Origin of the sequence: Candidatus Symbiobacter mobilis CR (assembly GCF_000477435.1) — a bacterium.
GTDB lineage: Bacteria > Pseudomonadota > Gammaproteobacteria > Burkholderiales > Burkholderiaceae_C > Rhodoferax > Rhodoferax mobilis.
In genome coordinates, this window is the sequence record NC_022576.1 from 791,796 (window position 1) to 809,265 (window position 17,470).

The following is a 17,470-nucleotide window of genomic DNA, read 5'->3' on the forward strand; positions in this document are numbered from 1 at the left end:
CTCCTGGATGGCTTTCTTCCACTTGAAGCCACCCCATGCCCGCGCCGGGGGGATCGTTATGCAGTGCCGTATGTCTCGCCCAGTGCGACGGTACGGGCTTTGGCGGCGTGCATGGCTTCGATGAAGTGGGCGCAGACCCCACGCTCTTCCATCAGGGTGATGGCAGCGTGCGTGGCGCCGCCTTCGGAAGTGACCTGGCGGCGCAGGGTTTCCGGGGACTCGCCGGAGGATCGGGCCAATGTTCCCGCCCCGGCAAAGGTCGCCAACGTCAACCGATGCGCCATGTCGGCGGGCAAGCCCATCTCGGCCGCCGCTGTGGCCATGGCTTCCATGAAATAAAACACATACCCCGGCCCGCAACCAGAGATCGCCGTCACGGCGTCAAGCTGCTCCTCTTGCGCGCACCAAAAGAGGTCCCCGGTGGTCGAGAGGATCGACTCGATCTGATGGCGGTCTGCCGCAGAAACTTCCGCCCGGGCATACAGGCCGGAGACCCCGGCGCCAATCAATGCAACGGTATTGGGCATGGCGCGCACGATGCGCTGTGACCCCAACCACGCGGAGATGGCATCGCTGCGAATACCCGCTGCAATGCTGAGGTGCAACGCCCCGCCCACGTAAGGCACTGCTGCGAGGGCGGCCTGACGAAACGTCTGCGGCTTGACCGCCCACACCACGGTATCCGCAAATTCGAGCGACTTGTCCGCACTCGCAACGGCATGGATGCCAAATTCCCGTTTGATGCAATCCCGCGCTGCGTCGGAAGGATCGACCACGTCGAACACCTCCGCCGGGATGCCCCGTTGCAACAGCCCGCCCAGAATGGCGCGGGCCATGTTGCCCCCACCCACAAATGCGATGCGATGGTTCATTGGATGACCCCGGCAGATGCCATGTTTGCGATGAAACGGTCGAAAAGATGCGAGACGTCGTGCGGGCCGGGCGAGGCTTCCGGGTGCCCTTGAAAGCACAGCGCGGGCACATCCGTGCGCTCCAGCCCTTGGAGCGTGCCGTCGAACAGGCTGACGTGCGTGGGACGCAGCGTGGAGGGCAAAGTGGATTCATCGACGGCAAAACCGTGGTTCTGGCTGGTGATGCTGACACGGCCCGTCGCCAGCTCGCGTACAGGGTGGTTGGCGCCGTGGTGGCCGAACTTCATCTTGAAGGTTTTTGCTCCGCAAGCCAGCGCCATGATCTGGTGCCCCAGGCAGATGCCAAAGGTGGGAATGCCGCGTTCCATGGCCCCTGCGGCAGCGTCGATGGCGTAGGTGCAGGGCTGCGGATCGCCCGGCCCGTTGCTGAAAAAAATCCCGTCGGGCCGCAGGACCAGCGCTTGCCCCAGCGGGGTCGTTGCCGGGACGACGGTGACACGACACCCGCGCTGGGCCAACATGCGCAGGATGTTCCGTTTGACGCCAAAGTCGTAAGCAACGACATGAAAGCGGGGGTGCTCCAGTTCCCCATAAGCATGAGGCTGGTCCAGACGCCATTCGGTCTGGTTCCAGGTGTACGTCGCTGGCGTGGTGACCACCCGGGCCAAGTCGCACCCAGCCATGGCCGGTGCGGAGCGCGCACGTGCGATGGCGTCTTCCCGTACTGCGGGCGTGATGGCGTGCCCCGCAGGTAGCGCGACGATGCAGCCGTTTTGCGCGCCTTCGCTGCGCAATCGGCGGGTCAACGCCCGCGTATCGACCCCGGCGATAGCAACCATGCCGCGTTCCCGCAAGGCATCCCCCAACGACTGGGTAGCGCGAAAGTTCGATGCCAACAGCGGCAAGTCACGGATCACAAGCCCAGCAGCGTGGTAGCGGTCCGATTCCATGTCGAGCGGATTGACCCCTACGTTGCCGATGTGCGGATACGTCAGCGTCACGATCTGCTGGCAGTAGCTTGGATCGCTAAGGATTTCCTGGTAGCCGGTCATGGCCGTGTTGAACACGACCTCCCCAACAGTGGCGCCCTCCGCGCCGATCGACACACCCACAAACACGGTGCCATCCGCCAGCGCCAACAAGGCTGCCGTGGCTCCCAATCCCAGAGAAGCAAGCACGATCTCTCTCCGTAACGTAGCGGCGCAAAGAATGCGCTGATCTACAAAGTAAAAATATAAAAAAACCCTCCACCACCCCCAAAAAATCCAGGATGGCAAAGGGCCAACAAGCCAAAAATTGTAGTGGTGGGGGGTAGTGGAGAGGGGTTATTCCCGGTGGTAGGGGTGCCCCGTCTGGATCGTCCAAGCGCGGTAGAGCTGCTCAATCAACAACACCCGCACGAAGGCATGGGCCAAGGTCAGGTCAGAAAGACGCAGGCAACCGTTGGCAGACTGGCGCAGCGCAGGATCAAGCCCATCCGGCCCGCCAATCAAAAAGGTGATTCCCGGCGCATGGTCACGCCAACGTTGCAGTTGCTGGGCCAAGGCCTGGGTGTCCACCGCCACCCCGCGCTCGTCGAGCGCAACAACATGGTCGCCCTTGGGTATGGCCGCTTCGATGCGGGTGCGTTCCCACGCCAAGATGGCATCGCGGGATTCGCCAGTGCGGGGGGCAGCCTTGACTGCATGCAGCGCCACGCGAACTTCCGCAGGGGGAAAGCGCTTGGCGTAGTCGTCCCACGCCGTCTGCGCCCAAGCGGGTAAGCGCTGGCCGACGGCAACGACCGTCCAGCGCGTGCTCATTCGACTGTCTGGGCTGGCTGGGACGCAGAGGAAATCATGGGCGGGTTCGGCTGCGCAAGCCGCAGGCGCACGGGCCTGCCCCCCCATAGCTCTTCGAGGCGGTAGTACTCGCGAAACTTGGGTTGCATGATGTGGACCACGGCAGCGCCGCAGTCCACGATGATCCATTCGCCGTTGTCCTGCCCCTCGAACTGCGGCTTAGGAAAGCCCGCATCGCGCACGGCATCGTGTACAGCTTCAGCCAAGGCGCGGGTCTGGCGTTGGGACGTTCCCGATGCCAGCACCACCCGCTCGAATAGCGGACTCAGTCTGGTCGTGTCGTAGACGGCGATGTGCTGGGCTTTGACGGATTCCAGGCCATCGACGATGGCACGCTGGAGCTTGCGCAACTGGCGTTGCAAGGCAGTGTCGGTAGTGGCGGAGACAGGACGGGAAGGCATGGGGTATCTCCAATCGGCATCAACAAGGCAGGCAGCCACCGGCTGCAACGCAATATCAAAACGCACGGTACAGGTGGTGGTCGGCAATGTAGCGGGCGACATCCGGGGGCACCAGCGCGGAAATATCGCCACGGGCAGCGAGCTTGGCCCGCACTTCCGTCGCGCTCAGCTCCATCGCGGGCATACGCAGATGCGTCCATTGCAGCAAGTGGTGGAGCTGCAAGTCGCTAGATCCACTCATCGAGTAAGGGCGGCGCGCAACGCAAATCGTGGCCAGCGTGGGAAGCCTTTCCCACGCTTTCCAGCTTGGGAGCGACTGCGCCTGGTCTTGCCCCAGGATCAGGCAAAACACCTCGCCCGGCAATTCGGCGCGCAATTCGTCGAGGGTATCGACCGTATAGCTGGGGCCGCTGCGCAAGGTTTCCCGGTCGTCGACGACAGTACGGGGCAAATGCGCAAATGCCATGCGCACCATAGCAAGGCGGTGCGTGGCGGCGGTGAGAGGGCGGGACTTGTGCCAAGCCCTACCCGTGGGAATGATCCGTAACTCGCGCAGCGCCAATTGCTCCAACGCAGCTTCAGCCAAGGCCACATGTGCCCGATGCGGCGGGTCGAAAGCTCCGCCCATGACGCCTGTGCGGGGTGCAGCCATGGCATGGTTCACTGGGTATGCTGGCCAAGACCCGGCCGAACCCAAATCTTCCGGTACGACGCGAGCCACCGTTACGCCGTGACGACCTTGACTGCCCGATGGCCAATATCGGTGCGGTATTGCATGCCTTCAAACTGGATGGTGGCCACAGCCTCGTAGGCACGCTGCTGGGCCAGGCGAACGTTGTCCGCCAAGGCCGTGACGCAAAGCACCCGTCCTCCGCTGGTGACAAGCTGGCCATCACGGAGCGCGGTGCCTGCATGGAACACACACAGGTCGTCGGCCTCCTGTGGCAGAGCGTCGATGGGGTCGCCCGTCCTGGGGGACTGCGGGTAGCCCTGTGCTGCGAGGATGACCCCCAGCGCAGTGCGCCGATCCCATTGCAGCTCGACGGCATCAAGCTTGCCGTGCGGGCCAGGCTCGGTCGCAGCCAGGAAGACATCGACAAGATCCGTCTTGAGCCGCATCATGATGGGCTGGGTTTCCGGGTCGCCCATGCGGCAATTGAATTCGAGGGTTTTGGGATTGCCTTCGGCATCAATCATCAGCCCTGCATACAAAAACCCCGTGTAGATGGCGCCTTCCTTGGCCATGCCACGCACCGTGGGCAGGATGATGTCATGCATGACCCGAGCGTGGACGTTAGGGCTGACGACCGGCGCGGGGGAATACGCGCCCATGCCCCCGGTGTTGGGGCCGCCGTCCCCGGTCAGCAATCGCTTGTGATCCTGGCTCGTGGCAAGCGGGAGGACGTTTTTGCCATCGACCAGCACGATGAAGCTGGCTTCCTCCCCAGCAAGGAACTCTTCGATAACGACATGTGGCACATCCCCTGCTTGCATCGCACCGGACTGGAGGGCAAACATGGCGTCGACGGCCTCATGCGCCTGTTCCAGCGTGGTGGCAACGACCACTCCTTTTCCCGCAGCCAGACCATCAGCCTTGACGACGATGGGCGCTCCCTTCTGGTCGATGTACGCATGGGCCGATGCAGCATTGGGAAAGACCTCGAAAGCCGCAGTGGGAATGCCGTGCCGCTGCATGAATGTCTTGGCGAAAGCCTTGGAGCTTTCGAGCCGGGCAGCAGCCTGTGTGGGGCCAAAGATGCGTAGCTTGTTCTTGCGAAATTCGTCGACGACGCCCGCTGCCAGCGGCGCCTCCGGGCCGACGACCGTCAGGCCGATCTTCTGCGACACCGCCCAGGCGCACAGCTCATGGATATCTTTGATGGGGACGTTTTCGAATCGGAGATCCTGCGCGGTACCCCCGTTGCCAGGGGCAAGATAAATTTTGTGGGTCTTGTCGGACTGGGCCAGCTTCCATGCCAGCGCGTGTTCGCGACCGCCGCCTCCGATGACGAGAATTTTCATACGCCGTCCATATCCGCGTTGTGGTAGACGTTTTGCACGTCGTCGAGGTCTTCCAGTACGTCGAGGAGTTTTTGCATCCGCAGCGCGTCTTCCCCTGCCAATTCGACCGTGTTTTGCGCCCGCATCGTGACTTCGGCAACGTCCGGTTCGATTCCCGCGCCGACCAGCGCGGCCTTGACTGCCTCCATGCCCGTGGCGTGGGTCAGCACTTCGATCGACCCATCGTCGTGGACGATCACATCGTCCGCGCCCGCTTCGATGGCCAGATCCATCACCCGGCCCTCCTCAGCGCCCGGGGCCAGGATGATCTGCCCGCAGTACGTGAACTGGAAGGCCACGCAGCCTTCCCCGCCGAGGTTGCCCCCGTGCTTGGAAAAGGCGTGCCGCACTTCCGCGACGGTGCGCACCTTGTTGTCGGTCATCGTATCGACGATGACAGCAGCACCACCCACTCCGTAGCCTTCATAGCGAATTTCGTCATAGTGAACGCCTTCGGCATTGCCGGTCGCTTTATCGATGTTGTAGCGAACCCGGTCTATGGGAAGGTTGGCAGCTTTGGCTTTGTCTACCGCCAAACGCAAGCGGGGATTGGTGGAAAGCTCACCACCGCCCGAGCGGGCGGCCACCGTAATTTCCCGGATGATGCGTGTCCAAATCTTTCCGCGCTTTTCGTCTTGACGACCTTTGCGGTGCTGAATATTGGCCCATTTGCTGTGCCCTGCCATGGACAATCCTTCCCAAATATCTTATTGCGAACCATTGTACTTTTCGAGTTTGTCATGGCCATTTCCCTATTCATTGCCCAAAATACGCTTGCCCAAGCCCATTTGCTTGCCGACAAAGCCAACCGCCACGGCCTGATTACCGGTGCGACGGGGACAGGCAAAACTGTCACCCTCCAAGCCCTTGCCGAAGGCTTCGCCAAGCTGGGAACCCCGGTATTCCTAGCTGATATCAAAGGGGATTTGACCGGGATCTGCCAACCAGGTTCCCCTTCTACCAAGATGCTGGACCTGTTGGCGCAGCGCGGGATGCAGCCCCGGGAGCCTGAAGGCTTTGCCACGACGCTCTGGGACGTTTTCGGGGATCAGGGGCACCCGGTGCGGGCAACGGTCAGCGACTTTGGCGCGTTGCTCCTTTCCCGCATGCTCCAGCTCAACGAGACGCAGACAGGGGTGCTACATCTAGTGTTCCAGATCGCCGACGATGCCGGGCTGCTTTTGCTCGACCTCAAGGATTTGCGTGCGATGTGCCAGCACGTCGGGGACAACGCCTCGCAATTCACCACCGAGTACGGCAACATCAGCGCAGCGAGCATCGGCGCGATTGTTCGCGGGCTGGCGCAACTGGAGCAGCAAGGGGGGGATCGCTTTTTCGGCGAGCCTATGCTCAACATCATGGATCTGGTGCAAACCGACACGCAGGGCCGTGGGGTGATCAACATCCTCACCGCAGACAAGCTGATGCAGTCCCCGCGCCTCTACGCAGCTTTTTTGCTTTGGCTACTCAGCGAGCTGTTCGAGACCCTGCCTGAAGTCGGCGACCTGGACCGTCCCAAGCTGGTGTTTTTCTTCGACGAGGCGCACCTGCTGTTTGCCGATGCGCCCAAGGTGCTCGTCGAACGTATTGAGCTTGTGGTGCGGTTGATCCGCTCCAAGGGCGTGGGGGTGTATTTCGTCACCCAAAACCCTGCGGATATCCCCGACAGCGTACTCGGGCAGCTTGGCAACCGTATCCAGCACGCGCTGCGCGCCTACACCCCGCGCGATCAAAAGGCCGTCGCGGCTGCGGCATCGACGATGCGCCCCAGCCCAGGGCTGGACGTGGCCGCAGCCATCACCGAACTGGCTGTGGGGGAAGCATTGGTGAGTCTGCTCGACGACCAAGGCCGCCCCTGCCCTACGCAGCGTATGGCCATCCTTCCGCCAGCCAGCCAGATTGGCCCCATCACCCCGGCGCAGCGACAGGAACTATTGGCCCAATCGCTCGTCGCGGGGGTCTACGAACAGACGCTGGATCGCGAATCCGCCTTTGAAGCGTTGCGGGGACGGGTTGCCCGCGCATCAAGGCCAACCGCACCGGCGTCGTCCTCTACGCGGGGCGAGCCAACCGCGCAGCAAACCGGCGGGCTGCTCGACGGCATCGGAGCCACCCTGGGCGGGCTGGTCACCGGGGGCGGCGGGCGCAGAACCTCCGCTGGGGAGCAGCTCTTTCGCAGCGCCGCCAGTGCGGTCGGTCGCGAGCTGGGCCGTCAGCTCATTCGCGGAGTTCTGGGTAGCCTGCTCGGCGGAGGGAGAAGGTAGCCCTGCCCTCCCTCGCCTTTCACCACGCCCACCCCACGCTCAACCCCAGCCCCACGGCTTCGTTGTCTTGCATGGTGGCGCGCTGGACATCCGGGGTGCCGGTTTCAAGCAGGGCATCCCCAAGACGCAGGTAGCTCAGCCCTGTGGTGATCCGCACCCCATCCCAGGTATGCACGGCAGCCAGCGTGAGGCCCTTGCGGCCATTGATCGGAGACAGTGGGGAACTCAGCACCGTGCCCTTGCCCTCGTACTGCAACGAGACGACCCCCGTCCATCTGTCACTGAACTGCCTGGCAATGCCCAACATGTAGGTACGGGTATCCTGCAATTCGATTAGCCCTTCACCGACTACCCCGAAGAATCGTTCGGGATCGACGCGAAATTCGGACCAGTTCACCCAGCGCAGTTGCCCAAAGAGCAAGGTGCCAGGGGCAATACCCGTCTGCACGTCGAGGTTGACTGCCCTGGGGGTGCGAACCGTTGTCGTCGACGTGCCGTTGAGTGGAGCAAGCGGAGCGGATTCTTCGGTCGAAAAGCGGTGCTTGGTGGCATCGTGGTACGTAGCTGCGATGCGCAAGGCAATGTCGGAACGCTCGTAGGCAACCCCCAGCACTGGCGATGTGTGGGTGTCCTCGTCAAAGCGTGCGGCGTATCCATTGACCGGGCCATACGCCAACCCTTCCAACCGCACCACGGAATGCGACCGTTGCACGCGCAATCCGCCATGTACGCTCAGCGCATCGTTCCAGCGGTACCGGGCCAGTCCGAGGATGGCGTGGGACGAGACATCGACGCTCGTGCCCCCCAACAGGGTCGACTGATCGCCGTACCAGATATGGGCGCCATAGGGTTGATCGGCCACCATGGCGAACGAGAGCTGTTCGTCCCAGTCCATCTTGACGCTGAAACTCGTCAGGGGGTAGTCGCCGACTACATCTCCCGTCGCCCCACCCACAATGTCCAGGCCCTGCACATTGGGTTTGACCTTGCTTGTAGACAATTCCATATAGCGCCCCGGTTGAAACAAGGCGCCCAACCCTTGGCCGGATCGATCGATTCCGCCGCCAAAGGCGTGGGGGGCCGTCACCAAAGCAGCAGAGCAGAGCAGGAGAGTGCGTAGGGTCATAGTGGTTTTTCCGGTTGGGGGGATGGGGATTCGGCGGACACCAGGCAGCCACGTCCACCGTCCTTCGCTGCATACAGCGCAGTATCGGCGCGGGTCATGAGCCTTTCCAGGGTTTCTTGGGGCTGGCGCACTGCCAGACCAGCGCTGAAATCGAGAGGAAACCCCAGGTCGGCGCCGATAGCAGGCAAGCGCTGGCGCAATCGCTGATCGATGTCGCTGGCCGCCTCTGCGGTGCAACTGGGCAGCAGCAGGCAGAACTCTTCCCCACCAATGCGCGCAGCCACATCATGGGCGCGGCGGTTTTCGCGCAGCAGCGCCCCCATCGCTTGTAGAGCACGATCCCCGGCATCGTGGCCGTATCGATCATTGATGCTTTTGAAGAAGTCGATGTCGATCATCAGCAGGGAGACGGGCTGTCCCAGACGGCTGGCGTGCGCGATCAAGGGCAAAGCGACCTCATGCCAGCCCCTGCGGTTAAGCAGACCGGTCAAGGTATCGGTGATCGCGAGCTTGTGCAGCGCCGTTTCTGCTTCCTCATGCCAACCGCCGAGCACGGCAAAGTTCATCAACACGGGCAACAGGCTGGTCAAAAACATCGCCGCGATATTCCACGGATGAGGGGTGAGGAAGGTGGGATAGACGTCGGTGAACGCGCCCAGCACGCCACGCCCAGCAGTCAGCACGGCTATGCCAGTCATCCCGCCCGCCAATACCATCCGCCAAGGCCCGTGCAGCGTCGTGGTCGGTCGAAAACACGCCCACGTCACCAGCAGCAGTTGCACGGCAAGCAGCAAGTTGGCCCACCCGACCCGCAGCGCATAGCTGCCAAACACAGCGAAATAGCCCACGGGTGTCAGGATCGACAAGGCGATCACCGCAGGACGGAAGCGCCGGGGACCTAGCCAATGTGCTAGCGCAACGTATAGCAGCCAGTGCGTCACGGCAAAACCAGCGACTGCCATGGTGGAAAGCCACCGATCCATCCAGGTCTCTGGCCAGAAGTTGGAAGCGATCATGCACGCCCAACCGACTGCATGCACCACGATGCTCCAGCGTGCGGCCCGTGCGGCAGCCCCCAGCCGTAGCCCCATCACCGCCGGAGACACCAACGCCAACGTAACGATGTTGGCTACCGTGACGACCAGCAGAGTATTGACGTCGAGCAACATCACGGGCGGATGGGGCTACCGGGTGTGAAGGGGGAAGACCAAGGAAAAAAAGCCAAGGTGGTGCGAATCATAGGCTGCCGCAGCACCCGATCCCACCGGCTACCATGACTAGCCAGCTTTGCCACGTATTGCACGCCATGACCACCGTTTCCACTTTGCTCGATTCCTGCATCCGCCCCGATATCCGCGCCCTGCGTGCCTATACCGTGCATGACGCAACAGGATTGGTCAAACTCGATGCGATGGAAAACCCCCACCGCCCTCCTTCGGAATGGAGGGCCGAGCTGGGGCGCAGACTTGCCGAAGTGGAGTTGCACCGCTACCCTGGGGCGCGCAATGCAGCATTGCATGCGGCGCTGCGTGCGTACACCCCGGTTCCCGAAAACTGCGGACTGCTGCTGGGCAACGGATCCGACGAGCTGATCAGCTTGCTCGCGCTGGCTTGCGCACGCCGTTCGCCACAAGGGCACACCGCGTGCATGCTTGCGCCGGAGCCTTGTTTCGTGATGTATGGCGTTTGCGCGGCATGGCACGGGATGCGGTACGTGGGCGTTCCCTTGCGCGAGGACTTTTCTTTGGACATTCCCGCCACGCAGGCAGCGATCGTGGAACATCGACCCGCGCTTCTTTTCCTCGCGTACCCCAACAACCCGACGGCCAACCTGTGGGCGACTGCGGATATCGAAGCGCTCATCGACTGCGCGCAACACAGCCTCGTCGTGATCGACGAAGCCTATTTCCCCTTTGCAGACCGCAATTGCGTCGCGTACCTGGGCCGATACCCCAACGTGCTGCTGCTGCGAACACTGAGCAAATTCGGCTTGGCGGGGGTACGCATCGGCTACCTGGCCGGGCCGCAGGAGCTGATCGCCGAATTTGACAAAGTGCGCCCGCCCTACAACGTCAGCGTGCTCGATACCGAAACTGCCTTGTTCGCGCTTGAACGGCACGAGGTGTTCGAAGCGCAGGCCGCCGACATCCGGGCACAACGCGATGCATTGATCGCCACGCTGGCCGGCTGGAAAAAGGTGCAGGTTTTTCCCTCGCAAGCCAACATGATTCTGGTGCGCGTACCCGATGCACAGCGCGTTTTTGCTGGCATGTTGGAGCGCAAAGTGCTCGTCAAGAACGTTTCTACAATGCATTCACTGCTGCACGATTGCCTGCGATTGACGGTAGGAACCGCAGCAGAAAATGCCTTGATGCTGTCGGCACTCGAACACTCCTTATGACGAACTATCCCCTGACCGAATTGCCCGAGGCCCACGCCCCTGGTACGGGGCGCACGGCCGAAATCCGCCGCAATACCGAAGAAACCGAGGTATCGGTGCGCATCCAGCTCCAAGGCAGCGGCCAAGCCCGCGTGCATACAGGCGTTGGCTTTTTCGACCACATGCTCGAACAGTTTGCACGCCACGCTCTCGTCGATCTCGATATCGACGCAGAGGGGGATTTGCACGTCGATGCCCACCACACGGTCGAGGACGTGGGCATCACCCTCGGCCAAGCCGTGCATCAGGCGCTAGGGAACAAAAAAGGGGTGCGGCGCTTTGCCCACGCCTACGTTCCGCTCGACGAAGCGCTCAGCCGCGTCGTCATCGACCTTTCCGGGCGGCCCGGGCTGGCGATGGATGCCGAATTCACTTGCCCCAGCGTCGGCGGTTTCGATACCCAGCTCGTATACGAATTCTTCCAGGGCTTCGTCAACCATGCCTTGGTTACGCTGCACGTCGATAACCTCAAGGGTCGCAACGCCCACCATCAGATCGAAACAATCTTCAAGGCTTTTGGCCGAGCGTTCCGTGATGCCGTCGCCATCGACGCACGCAGCCCGGAACACGTTCCCTCGACCAAGGGAACGCTCTGATCCCAGCCGGGCATGGGCCGGGCTATCTGCTGGATCTTTCTTCCCCGCTTACCATGACCCGCGTTTCGTGCCGCAGCCCTGTCGTTGCGGTCGTCGATTACGGGATGGGCAATTTGCGCTCGGTCTCTCATGCAGTGCAACGCGCCAGTGCTGACAGCGCCTGCATCGTCACCGTCACCCAGGATCCCACGCAGGTTCGCAATGCCGACCGTGTGATCTTGCCCGGCCAGGGCGCCATGCCCGACTGCATGGAAGGGCTACGCCACTGTGGTCTGCTCGAAGCTGTGCTGGACGTGGCCGCCAGCCGCCCGCTACTCGGGATATGCGTGGGGATGCAGATGCTGCTGGATCGCAGCGCGGAAGGGGATATCCCTTGCCTGGGGCTGATCCAAGGCGATGTCGTTCGCTTCGATTTCACCACCGCCGGGCAAAACCCTGCGCAAAACACCCTGCACGACACCCCACACAACGCACAGGCCCCACGCTGCAAAATTCCCCAGATGGGATGGAACCAGGTCTGGTACACCCGAGGGCATCCGGTATGGGGAACCGTGCCAGATGGGAGCTGGTTCTACTTCGTCCACAGCTACCACGTTCGCCCCACCGATCCTGCCCATTGCATGGGCAAAGCCGACCATGGCGGCCCGTTCTGCGCTGCAATAGCGCGTGATAACATTTTTGCGACCCAGTTCCACCCGGAAAAAAGCGCCGATCAAGGTTTAAGCCTGTACCGAAACTTTTTGCACTGGAACCCCTGACGCGGTCTGCGGCATATTTGGCGTATTTGCGTAACCCACCGTGGTAGTGCCCTTTGGGTTGGTTGTTTCTTCGTTCTTCCCTTTCCCCGCCTTCTCGTTCGCAGCATCATGCTCCTCATTCCTGCCATCGATCTCCAGGCTGGCCGTTGTGTCCGGCTTCAGCAAGGTGACATGACCCTTTCCACCACGTTCAGCGAGGATCCCGCCCAGATGGCCCGAACCTGGGTAGCCAAGGGGGCACGCAGGGTCCATCTGGTCGACCTGGACGGCGCCCTCGCCGGGCATCCCAAGAATGAAGCTGCGATCCGCAAGATCCTCAAAGCCATCGGCAGCGAAGTCGATGTGCAGCTTGGCGGTGGGATTCGCGACCTCGACACGATCGAGCAGTACCTGGATGCCGGTCTGCGCTACGTGATCATCGGCACGGCAGCCGTGCGCAATCCAGGCTTTTTGCAGGATGCCTGCACGGCTTTTGGCGGCCACATCATCGTGGGGCTTGATGCGCGCGACGGCAAGATCGCGACAGACGGGTGGAGCAAGCTCACCAAACACGATGTCGTTGACCTCGGCAAAAAGTTCGAAGACTTCGGCGTCGAAGCCATCATCTATACCGATATCAGCCGCGACGGCATGCTTAGCGGCATTCACGTCGATGCAACGGTGCGCTTGGCACAGGCATTGACGATCCCCGTCATCGCTTCGGGCGGACTGTCTTCGATGGCGGACATCGAAGCCTTGTGCGCAGTCGAAGACGAAGGCATCGAAGGGGTGATTTGCGGGCGTGCCATCTACGACGGCACGCTCGACTTCGCAACAGCCTTGGCCCGCGCCAAAGAGCTGAACGGTTGAGGCTCCAGGCTCCGTGCTCGCCAAGCGCATCATTCCCTGCCTGGACGTCACGCAAGGCCGTGTGGTCAAGGGGGTCAATTTCGTATCCTTGCGCGACGCTGGCGATCCCGTTGAAATTGCCGCCCGCTACAACGACCAAGGCGCTGACGAGCTGACCTTTCTCGACATCACCGCGACCAGCGACGGGCGCGATGTGATTCTGCACATCATCGAAGCCGTCGCGGCCCAGGTATTCATTCCGCTGACCGTCGGCGGCGGAGTGAGAACGGTCGACGACGTGCGCAGGTTGCTCAACGCAGGCGCGGACAAGATCAGCGTCAACTCCGCTGCCATCGCCCATCCCCAGCTCGTTGCCGATGCCTCGCGCAAATACGGCGCGCAATGCATCGTCGTCGCCATCGACGCACGCCGACGCAATGCCTCGGACGAACGCGCCGGATGGGAGGTCTATAGCCACGGCGGCCGCCGCAATACCAGGCTCGATGCCATCGAATGGGCGCAGCGCATGGCACAGGCTGGCGCGGGGGAAATTTTGCTCACCAGCATGGATCGCGACGGCACGCGCAATGGCTTCGACCTACCCTTGACCCGCGCCATCAGCGACGCCGTGGGCATCCCCGTGATCGCCTCGGGTGGAGTGGGAACGCTCGACCACCTCTGCGAGGGTGTCGAAGTCGGCGGGGCAGACGCCGTGCTGGCTGCGAGCATCTTCCACTACGGCGAATTCACCATCGCGCAAGCCAAAGCCCGTATGGCAGAACGCGGGATTCTGGTTCGATCATGACCCATCCCGCATTCCCCTCCGACGTGCTGGACGCCATCCACTGGGACGCCAACGGCCTCGTCCCCGTCGTCGTGCAGGAACGAGACACAGCCGATGTGCTGATGGTCGCGTGGATGGATTGCCATGCGCTGGAAGAGACCATCCGCTCCGGGAACGCCTGCTACTACAGCCGTTCCCGCCAACGCCTATGGCGCAAGGGGGAAGAATCCGGCCACGTGCAGCGGGTACACCGCATTGCCATCGACTGCGATGCGGACGTCCTGCTGTTGACCGTCACCCAACTCGGGCACACGCCGTCGATTGCGTGCCATACCGGCCACCATAGCTGCTTCTACCGTGTGCTCGAAGACGGTGCATGGACGGAATCTGCTCCCGTGCTGAAGCACCCCGACGCCATCTACCGCTCCCCCGCATGACATCCTCCCCCACAGACCCCTTGCTGGCGTTGATGCGCGTGATCGAATCCCGCCTGCCCGACCGGGGCGGCGATCCGCAGTCGAGCTACGTTGCAAGGCTGCTGCACCGGGGCCCGGACGCCTTTCTCAAAAAAATCGGCGAAGAGGCTGCCGAGGTCGTCATGGCAGCCAAGGACGCCGAACACGGCGCAGACCGTAACCGCATCGTCTGCGAGGTGGCCGACCTCTGGTTCCACTGCATGGTCGCCCTCGCGCACTTTGGCCTCTCGACCGACGACGTGCTGGCCGAATTGGAGCGCCGCGCAGGTACAAGCGGACTCGAAGAAAAAGCCCGCCGATCTGCTCCCCCCATCGTGCCTACGATCACCGACTCCACACCATGAATGAAGACTTCCAACAGCCCTCTGCGGCCGCGATAGCCGCCGAATTGCGTCGGCTCGATGCGCTCAATACCATCGGGACCATCAGCTATGTGCTGCACTTGATCGTCGCGGTGGGGGCCGTCATCCCCGGGGGGCAATGGGGCCCCGTTCTGCTCATCGTCGCGCTCGTGCTGGATTTGGCCAAGCGTGACGACGCCGAGGGAACTTGGCATGCCTCGCACTTTCGCTGGCGATTGCGCACGGTGCTATTCGCTGGACTGTGGTACATGCTGACCGCGCCGTTGTGGCTGCTGTTCCTCGCTCCCGGGTGGATCGCGTGGGTCATGGTGTCCCTATGGTTCCTGTACCGCATCGTGTACGGGTTCGTCTGGATGAACCGGGGTCAGGCTATGCCGATGCCCTGATGCCCAGGAATTCCATGGCCTTGTTGGGATCACCATTGTTCCCATACAACAGCGCAATACAACAGCGCAGCGTATCCATAGGGGTGTAGGAGCGACGGAAGTCGCGATCAGCGCCCCATGTGCAAGCTCGTTGCACAATGAATCATCGTCATCGCGACTTCCGTCGCTCCCACAAAATCAGCGCTCCACCGAGTTTTTGCCATGCCTTCCTCCGACCAGCAACCCGAACTGCCCACCTGCCTGTTCTGCAAGATCGTCGCCGGGGTGATCCCTTCGCACAAGGTGTACGAGGACGAATGGTTCTATGCCTTTCACGACATCCACCCTGCTGCGCCCATCCATTTCCTCATCGTCCCCAAGCTCCACATTCCATCGATGGCGCACCTCACCGAAGAACACACTGCGCTGATGGGGCAGATGATGACGCTGGCCCCCCGGCTGGCGCTCGAACAAGGCTGCCGCCCCTACCCCGAAGGGGGGTTCCGCATCGTCTGCAACACAGGTACCGAGGGTGGACAGGAAGTGCATCACCTACACATGCATGTCATGGGCGGGCCTCGCCCCTGGGCACGAAAGCAATAGCGTTGCAGGAGCGACGAAAGTCGCAATCGGCCGTAGCCGTGGCCATACTCCTTCCCCAAGTCGTGGTGACTGTCCAGCACCCCGCTTGCCTTTGTCTCTTTGCCTTCGTCTTTTGATCTTGGTGTTGTCTTACTCTCGGAGCTAACCATGGGTTCGTTTTCCATTTGGCATTGGTTGGTCGTTCTGCTTGTCGTCGTCATGGTCTTCGGAACCAGAAAACTCAAGGATGTAGGCACCGACCTGGGCGCGGCAGTACGTGGATTTCGGGAAGGAATGCGCGATGCCCCTGCCGATGCACCCCCGCAGTCTGGACACATAGCGCAGAACGCGGCGAATAGCGTGCAGAACGCCAGCGATTCGGCCCGGCACTGACACTGGACATCGATTCGACGCTGATTCGACGCTGCACCTCTACGCCCATCCCACCCATGGTCGATCTCGGCATTTCCAAACTGCTGCTGATCGCGACGGTGGCGCTCGTCGTCATTGGCCCGCACAAGCTGCCCCATGTCGCCCGCATTGCCGGAACGCTGCTGGGCCGGGCGCGGCGCTATCTGGCAACGGTGCAGGCCGAGGTCGAGCGTTCCATGTATCTCGAAGAATTGCGCGCTGTGCAAACGACCGTGGCCTCAGCCGTCGACGGTTTGCATGACTTGCACGACTTGCAAGTTACCAACGATAAGCACGCTATGCAGGATATGCACGGCCTTGAGGGCGCCCACGCCACCCACACATCGCATGGCGCCGTCGCGACACCCACCTTTGCACCAGTCTCCCTACCCATGGCTGCGCGTACTGCGGCACGCTTGCAACGCACCTCGCTTCGCAAGCCGCAACGCACCCGGCTACGGTCCGATGCGGCGCTTGCCCTGCGTGCCCGCCGTACCAGCGTAGGCCCATGAGCGACGGCGTATCGCCCCCGGAACCGGCACCCCCCGACGACCCCGAGCACACCGAAGGGCAACCTTTCGTCGAGCACCTCGTCGAGCTGCGATCCCGTCTGCTCAAGGCCCTGCTGGCGATTGCGGTCTGCGCCATAGCGCTCGGCGTCTACCCAGGGCCTGCTGCGCTGTTCGACCTGCTTGCCGCGCCACTGCTTGCGCATCTGCCGCAAGGGGGAACCTTGATTGCCACCTCGGTGGTATCACCTTTTCTCGTTCCGCTGAAGGTGCTGCTGATGGCAGCCTTCCTGCTGGCCCTGCCGGTGGTGCTGTACCAACTCTGGGCCTTCGTCGCGCCGGGGCTGTACGCGCACGAAAAGCGATGGGTACTCCCCCTGGTCGTATCCAGCACGATACTTTTCGGGCTGGGTGTGGCGTTCTGCTATTTCTTCGTCTTCGGCAGGGTTTTTGCCTTGATCCAAAGCGTCGCGCCGTCGAGCATCGCGGCAACCCCGGATATCGACGCCTACCTGGACTTCGTGCTGACGATGTTCACAGCCTTTGGCATCGCTTTCGAGATTCCGGTCGCGGTCGTGCTGCTGGTACGCACGGGCTTGGTTCGGGTGGAGCAACTGCGGCAACTTCGCAGATATTTCATCGTGCTGGCTTTCGTCGTCGCAGCGATCGTCACCCCGCCGGACGTGGTGTCGCAGCTTGCCTTGGCCTTGCCGATGTGCGTACTCTACGAAGTCGGCATCCTTGCTGCCAGGTGGACGGCAAAAGGAACTCGATCCCCGTAGGCAGGATGTCGG

At 62.2% G+C, this 17,470-nt stretch carries 21 protein-coding genes and 1 pseudogene; 13 read left to right on the forward strand and 9 right to left on the reverse strand.

The features are described 5' to 3' along the window. Positions 1–56: 56 nt before the first annotated feature. The 7 genes and pseudogenes from proC to CENROD_RS03235 form a co-directional block, all read right to left on the reverse strand. Positions 57–872 (reverse strand): pyrroline-5-carboxylate reductase, encoded by an 816-nt coding sequence (gene proC, locus CENROD_RS03205; RefSeq protein ID WP_022771651.1) that lies wholly within the window; start codon positions 870–872, stop codon positions 57–59. Further along, complete coding sequence (gene carA, locus CENROD_RS03210; protein ID WP_022771652.1) at positions 869–2,050, reverse strand: glutamine-hydrolyzing carbamoyl-phosphate synthase small subunit; 1,182 nt, start codon at positions 2,048–2,050, stop codon at positions 869–871. The genes proC and carA overlap by 4 nt, the downstream gene beginning before the upstream one ends. Before the next feature lie 147 nt (positions 2,051–2,197). Beyond that, positions 2,198–2,674 (reverse strand): 23S rRNA (pseudouridine(1915)-N(3))-methyltransferase RlmH, encoded by a 477-nt coding sequence (gene rlmH / locus CENROD_RS03215; RefSeq protein ID WP_022771653.1) that lies wholly within the window; start codon positions 2,672–2,674, stop codon positions 2,198–2,200. 46 nt (positions 2,675–2,720) lie between these two features. After that, a pseudogene (gene rsfS, locus CENROD_RS03220) lies at positions 2,721–3,114 on the reverse strand (ribosome silencing factor); the annotation flags it as partial. Between the two features lie 55 nt (positions 3,115–3,169). Continuing rightward, complete coding sequence (gene nadD / locus CENROD_RS03225; RefSeq protein ID WP_022771655.1) at positions 3,170–3,766, reverse strand: nicotinate (nicotinamide) nucleotide adenylyltransferase; 597 nt, start codon at positions 3,764–3,766, stop codon at positions 3,170–3,172. Positions 3,767–3,837: 71 nt separating this feature from the next. Continuing rightward, complete coding sequence (gene purD, locus CENROD_RS03230) at positions 3,838–5,136, reverse strand: phosphoribosylamine--glycine ligase (RefSeq protein WP_022771656.1); 1,299 nt, start codon at positions 5,134–5,136, stop codon at positions 3,838–3,840. Then, positions 5,133–5,861: a YebC/PmpR family DNA-binding transcriptional regulator gene (locus CENROD_RS03235; protein ID WP_022771657.1), complete on the reverse strand. Its 729-nt coding sequence runs from the start codon at positions 5,859–5,861 to the stop codon at positions 5,133–5,135. The genes purD and CENROD_RS03235 overlap by 4 nt, the downstream gene beginning before the upstream one ends. A 54-nt stretch (positions 5,862–5,915) precedes the next feature. On the opposite strand from CENROD_RS03235, the gene CENROD_RS03240 reads away from it, so the two are divergent. Continuing rightward, positions 5,916–7,439, forward strand: coding sequence for a helicase HerA-like domain-containing protein (locus tag CENROD_RS03240; RefSeq protein WP_022771658.1), 1,524 nt, complete (start codon positions 5,916–5,918; stop codon positions 7,437–7,439). Positions 7,440–7,458: 19 nt separating this feature from the next. Here the strand turns inward: CENROD_RS03240 and CENROD_RS03245 are convergent, their stop codons facing one another. Together CENROD_RS03245 and CENROD_RS03250 are read right to left on the reverse strand one after the other, a co-directional pair. Continuing rightward, a complete protein-coding gene (locus CENROD_RS03245; protein ID WP_022771659.1) occupies positions 7,459–8,565 on the reverse strand; it encodes an OmpP1/FadL family transporter in 1,107 nt (368 codons plus the stop codon). Continuing rightward, entirely contained in the window at positions 8,562–9,734 is a 1,173-nt protein-coding gene (locus CENROD_RS03250) for a GGDEF domain-containing protein (RefSeq protein ID WP_022771660.1), read from the reverse strand. The genes CENROD_RS03245 and CENROD_RS03250 overlap by 4 nt, the downstream gene beginning before the upstream one ends. A gap of 137 nt (positions 9,735–9,871) precedes the next feature. Here CENROD_RS03250 and hisC point away from each other — a divergent pair, with 137 nt between their 5' ends. From hisC to tatC, 12 genes are all read left to right on the forward strand, one after another. Further along, the gene (gene hisC, locus CENROD_RS03255) at positions 9,872–10,966 is read left to right on the forward strand and encodes a histidinol-phosphate transaminase (RefSeq protein WP_022771662.1); all 1,095 of its coding nucleotides are present in this window, start codon (positions 9,872–9,874) and stop codon (positions 10,964–10,966) included. Beyond that, the gene (gene hisB / locus CENROD_RS03260; RefSeq protein ID WP_022771663.1) at positions 10,963–11,601 is read left to right on the forward strand and encodes an imidazoleglycerol-phosphate dehydratase HisB; all 639 of its coding nucleotides are present in this window, start codon (positions 10,963–10,965) and stop codon (positions 11,599–11,601) included. Before hisC ends, hisB begins: the two co-directional genes overlap by 4 nt. A 53-nt stretch (positions 11,602–11,654) precedes the next feature. Continuing rightward, a complete protein-coding gene (gene hisH, locus CENROD_RS03265; protein ID WP_022771664.1) occupies positions 11,655–12,359 on the forward strand; it encodes an imidazole glycerol phosphate synthase subunit HisH in 705 nt (234 codons plus the stop codon). 108 nt (positions 12,360–12,467) lie between these two features. Next, entirely contained in the window at positions 12,468–13,208 is a 741-nt protein-coding gene (hisA, locus tag CENROD_RS03270; RefSeq protein WP_022771665.1) for a 1-(5-phosphoribosyl)-5-[(5-phosphoribosylamino)methylideneamino]imidazole-4-carboxamide isomerase, read from the forward strand. A 13-nt stretch (positions 13,209–13,221) separates the two neighbouring features. Beyond that, positions 13,222–13,992, forward strand: coding sequence for an imidazole glycerol phosphate synthase subunit HisF (gene hisF / locus CENROD_RS03275; protein WP_022771666.1), 771 nt, complete (start codon positions 13,222–13,224; stop codon positions 13,990–13,992). Continuing rightward, complete coding sequence (gene hisI / locus CENROD_RS03280; protein ID WP_022771667.1) at positions 13,989–14,408, forward strand: phosphoribosyl-AMP cyclohydrolase; 420 nt, start codon at positions 13,989–13,991, stop codon at positions 14,406–14,408. The genes hisF and hisI overlap by 4 nt, the downstream gene beginning before the upstream one ends. Continuing rightward, positions 14,405–14,791, forward strand: coding sequence for a phosphoribosyl-ATP diphosphatase (locus CENROD_RS03285; RefSeq protein ID WP_022771668.1), 387 nt, complete (start codon positions 14,405–14,407; stop codon positions 14,789–14,791). Before hisI ends, CENROD_RS03285 begins: the two co-directional genes overlap by 4 nt. Continuing rightward, the gene (locus CENROD_RS03290; protein WP_022771669.1) at positions 14,788–15,195 is read left to right on the forward strand and encodes a DUF4870 family protein; all 408 of its coding nucleotides are present in this window, start codon (positions 14,788–14,790) and stop codon (positions 15,193–15,195) included. The genes CENROD_RS03285 and CENROD_RS03290 overlap by 4 nt, the downstream gene beginning before the upstream one ends. 201 nt (positions 15,196–15,396) lie before the next feature. Then, a complete protein-coding gene (locus CENROD_RS03295; protein WP_022771670.1) occupies positions 15,397–15,777 on the forward strand; it encodes a histidine triad nucleotide-binding protein in 381 nt (126 codons plus the stop codon). A 147-nt stretch (positions 15,778–15,924) separates the two neighbouring features. Then, positions 15,925–16,149, forward strand: a complete 225-nt coding sequence (gene tatA / locus CENROD_RS03300; RefSeq protein ID WP_022771671.1) for a Sec-independent protein translocase subunit TatA — start codon at positions 15,925–15,927, stop codon at positions 16,147–16,149. A 56-nt stretch (positions 16,150–16,205) separates the two neighbouring features. Beyond that, positions 16,206–16,679: a Sec-independent protein translocase protein TatB gene (gene tatB, locus CENROD_RS12365; protein WP_022771672.1), complete on the forward strand. Its 474-nt coding sequence runs from the start codon at positions 16,206–16,208 to the stop codon at positions 16,677–16,679. Next, on the forward strand, positions 16,676–17,458 hold the full coding sequence (tatC, locus tag CENROD_RS03310) for a twin-arginine translocase subunit TatC (RefSeq protein ID WP_022771673.1): 783 nt from the start codon (positions 16,676–16,678) through the stop codon (positions 17,456–17,458). Before tatB ends, tatC begins: the two co-directional genes overlap by 4 nt. Positions 17,459–17,470: the final 12 nt, after the last annotated feature.

Bases quoted from the DNA above. Each gene is read 5' to 3' on its own strand.
- tatB (WP_022771672.1), top strand. From the start codon at position 16,206: ATGGTCGATCTCGGCATTTCCAAACTGCTGCTGATCGCGACGGTGGCG.
- CENROD_RS03285 (WP_022771668.1), top strand. From the start codon at position 14,405: ATGACATCCTCCCCCACAGACCCCTTGCTGGCGTTGATGCGCGTGATC.
- hisB (WP_022771663.1), top strand. From the start codon at position 10,963: ATGACGAACTATCCCCTGACCGAATTGCCCGAGGCCCACGCCCCTGGT.
- hisA (WP_022771665.1), top strand. From the start codon at position 12,468: ATGCTCCTCATTCCTGCCATCGATCTCCAGGCTGGCCGTTGTGTCCGG.
- CENROD_RS03245 (WP_022771659.1), bottom strand. From the start codon at position 8,565: ATGACCCTACGCACTCTCCTGCTCTGCTCTGCTGCTTTGGTGACGGCC.
- CENROD_RS03235 (WP_022771657.1), bottom strand. From the start codon at position 5,861: ATGGCAGGGCACAGCAAATGGGCCAATATTCAGCACCGCAAAGGTCGT.
- tatC (WP_022771673.1), top strand. From the start codon at position 16,676: ATGAGCGACGGCGTATCGCCCCCGGAACCGGCACCCCCCGACGACCCC.
- CENROD_RS03295 (WP_022771670.1), top strand. From the start codon at position 15,397: ATGCCTTCCTCCGACCAGCAACCCGAACTGCCCACCTGCCTGTTCTGC.
- tatA (WP_022771671.1), top strand. From the start codon at position 15,925: ATGGGTTCGTTTTCCATTTGGCATTGGTTGGTCGTTCTGCTTGTCGTC.
- nadD (WP_022771655.1), bottom strand. From the start codon at position 3,766: ATGGCTGCACCCCGCACAGGCGTCATGGGCGGAGCTTTCGACCCGCCG.
- hisI (WP_022771667.1), top strand. From the start codon at position 13,989: ATGACCCATCCCGCATTCCCCTCCGACGTGCTGGACGCCATCCACTGG.
- CENROD_RS03240 (WP_022771658.1), top strand. From the start codon at position 5,916: ATGGCCATTTCCCTATTCATTGCCCAAAATACGCTTGCCCAAGCCCAT.
- hisC (WP_022771662.1), top strand. From the start codon at position 9,872: ATGACCACCGTTTCCACTTTGCTCGATTCCTGCATCCGCCCCGATATC.
- CENROD_RS03250 (WP_022771660.1), bottom strand. From the start codon at position 9,734: ATGTTGCTCGACGTCAATACTCTGCTGGTCGTCACGGTAGCCAACATC.
- proC (WP_022771651.1), bottom strand. From the start codon at position 872: ATGAACCATCGCATCGCATTTGTGGGTGGGGGCAACATGGCCCGCGCC.
- rlmH (WP_022771653.1), bottom strand. From the start codon at position 2,674: ATGAGCACGCGCTGGACGGTCGTTGCCGTCGGCCAGCGCTTACCCGCT.
- purD (WP_022771656.1), bottom strand. From the start codon at position 5,136: ATGAAAATTCTCGTCATCGGAGGCGGCGGTCGCGAACACGCGCTGGCA.
- hisH (WP_022771664.1), top strand. From the start codon at position 11,655: ATGACCCGCGTTTCGTGCCGCAGCCCTGTCGTTGCGGTCGTCGATTAC.
- CENROD_RS03290 (WP_022771669.1), top strand. From the start codon at position 14,788: ATGAATGAAGACTTCCAACAGCCCTCTGCGGCCGCGATAGCCGCCGAA.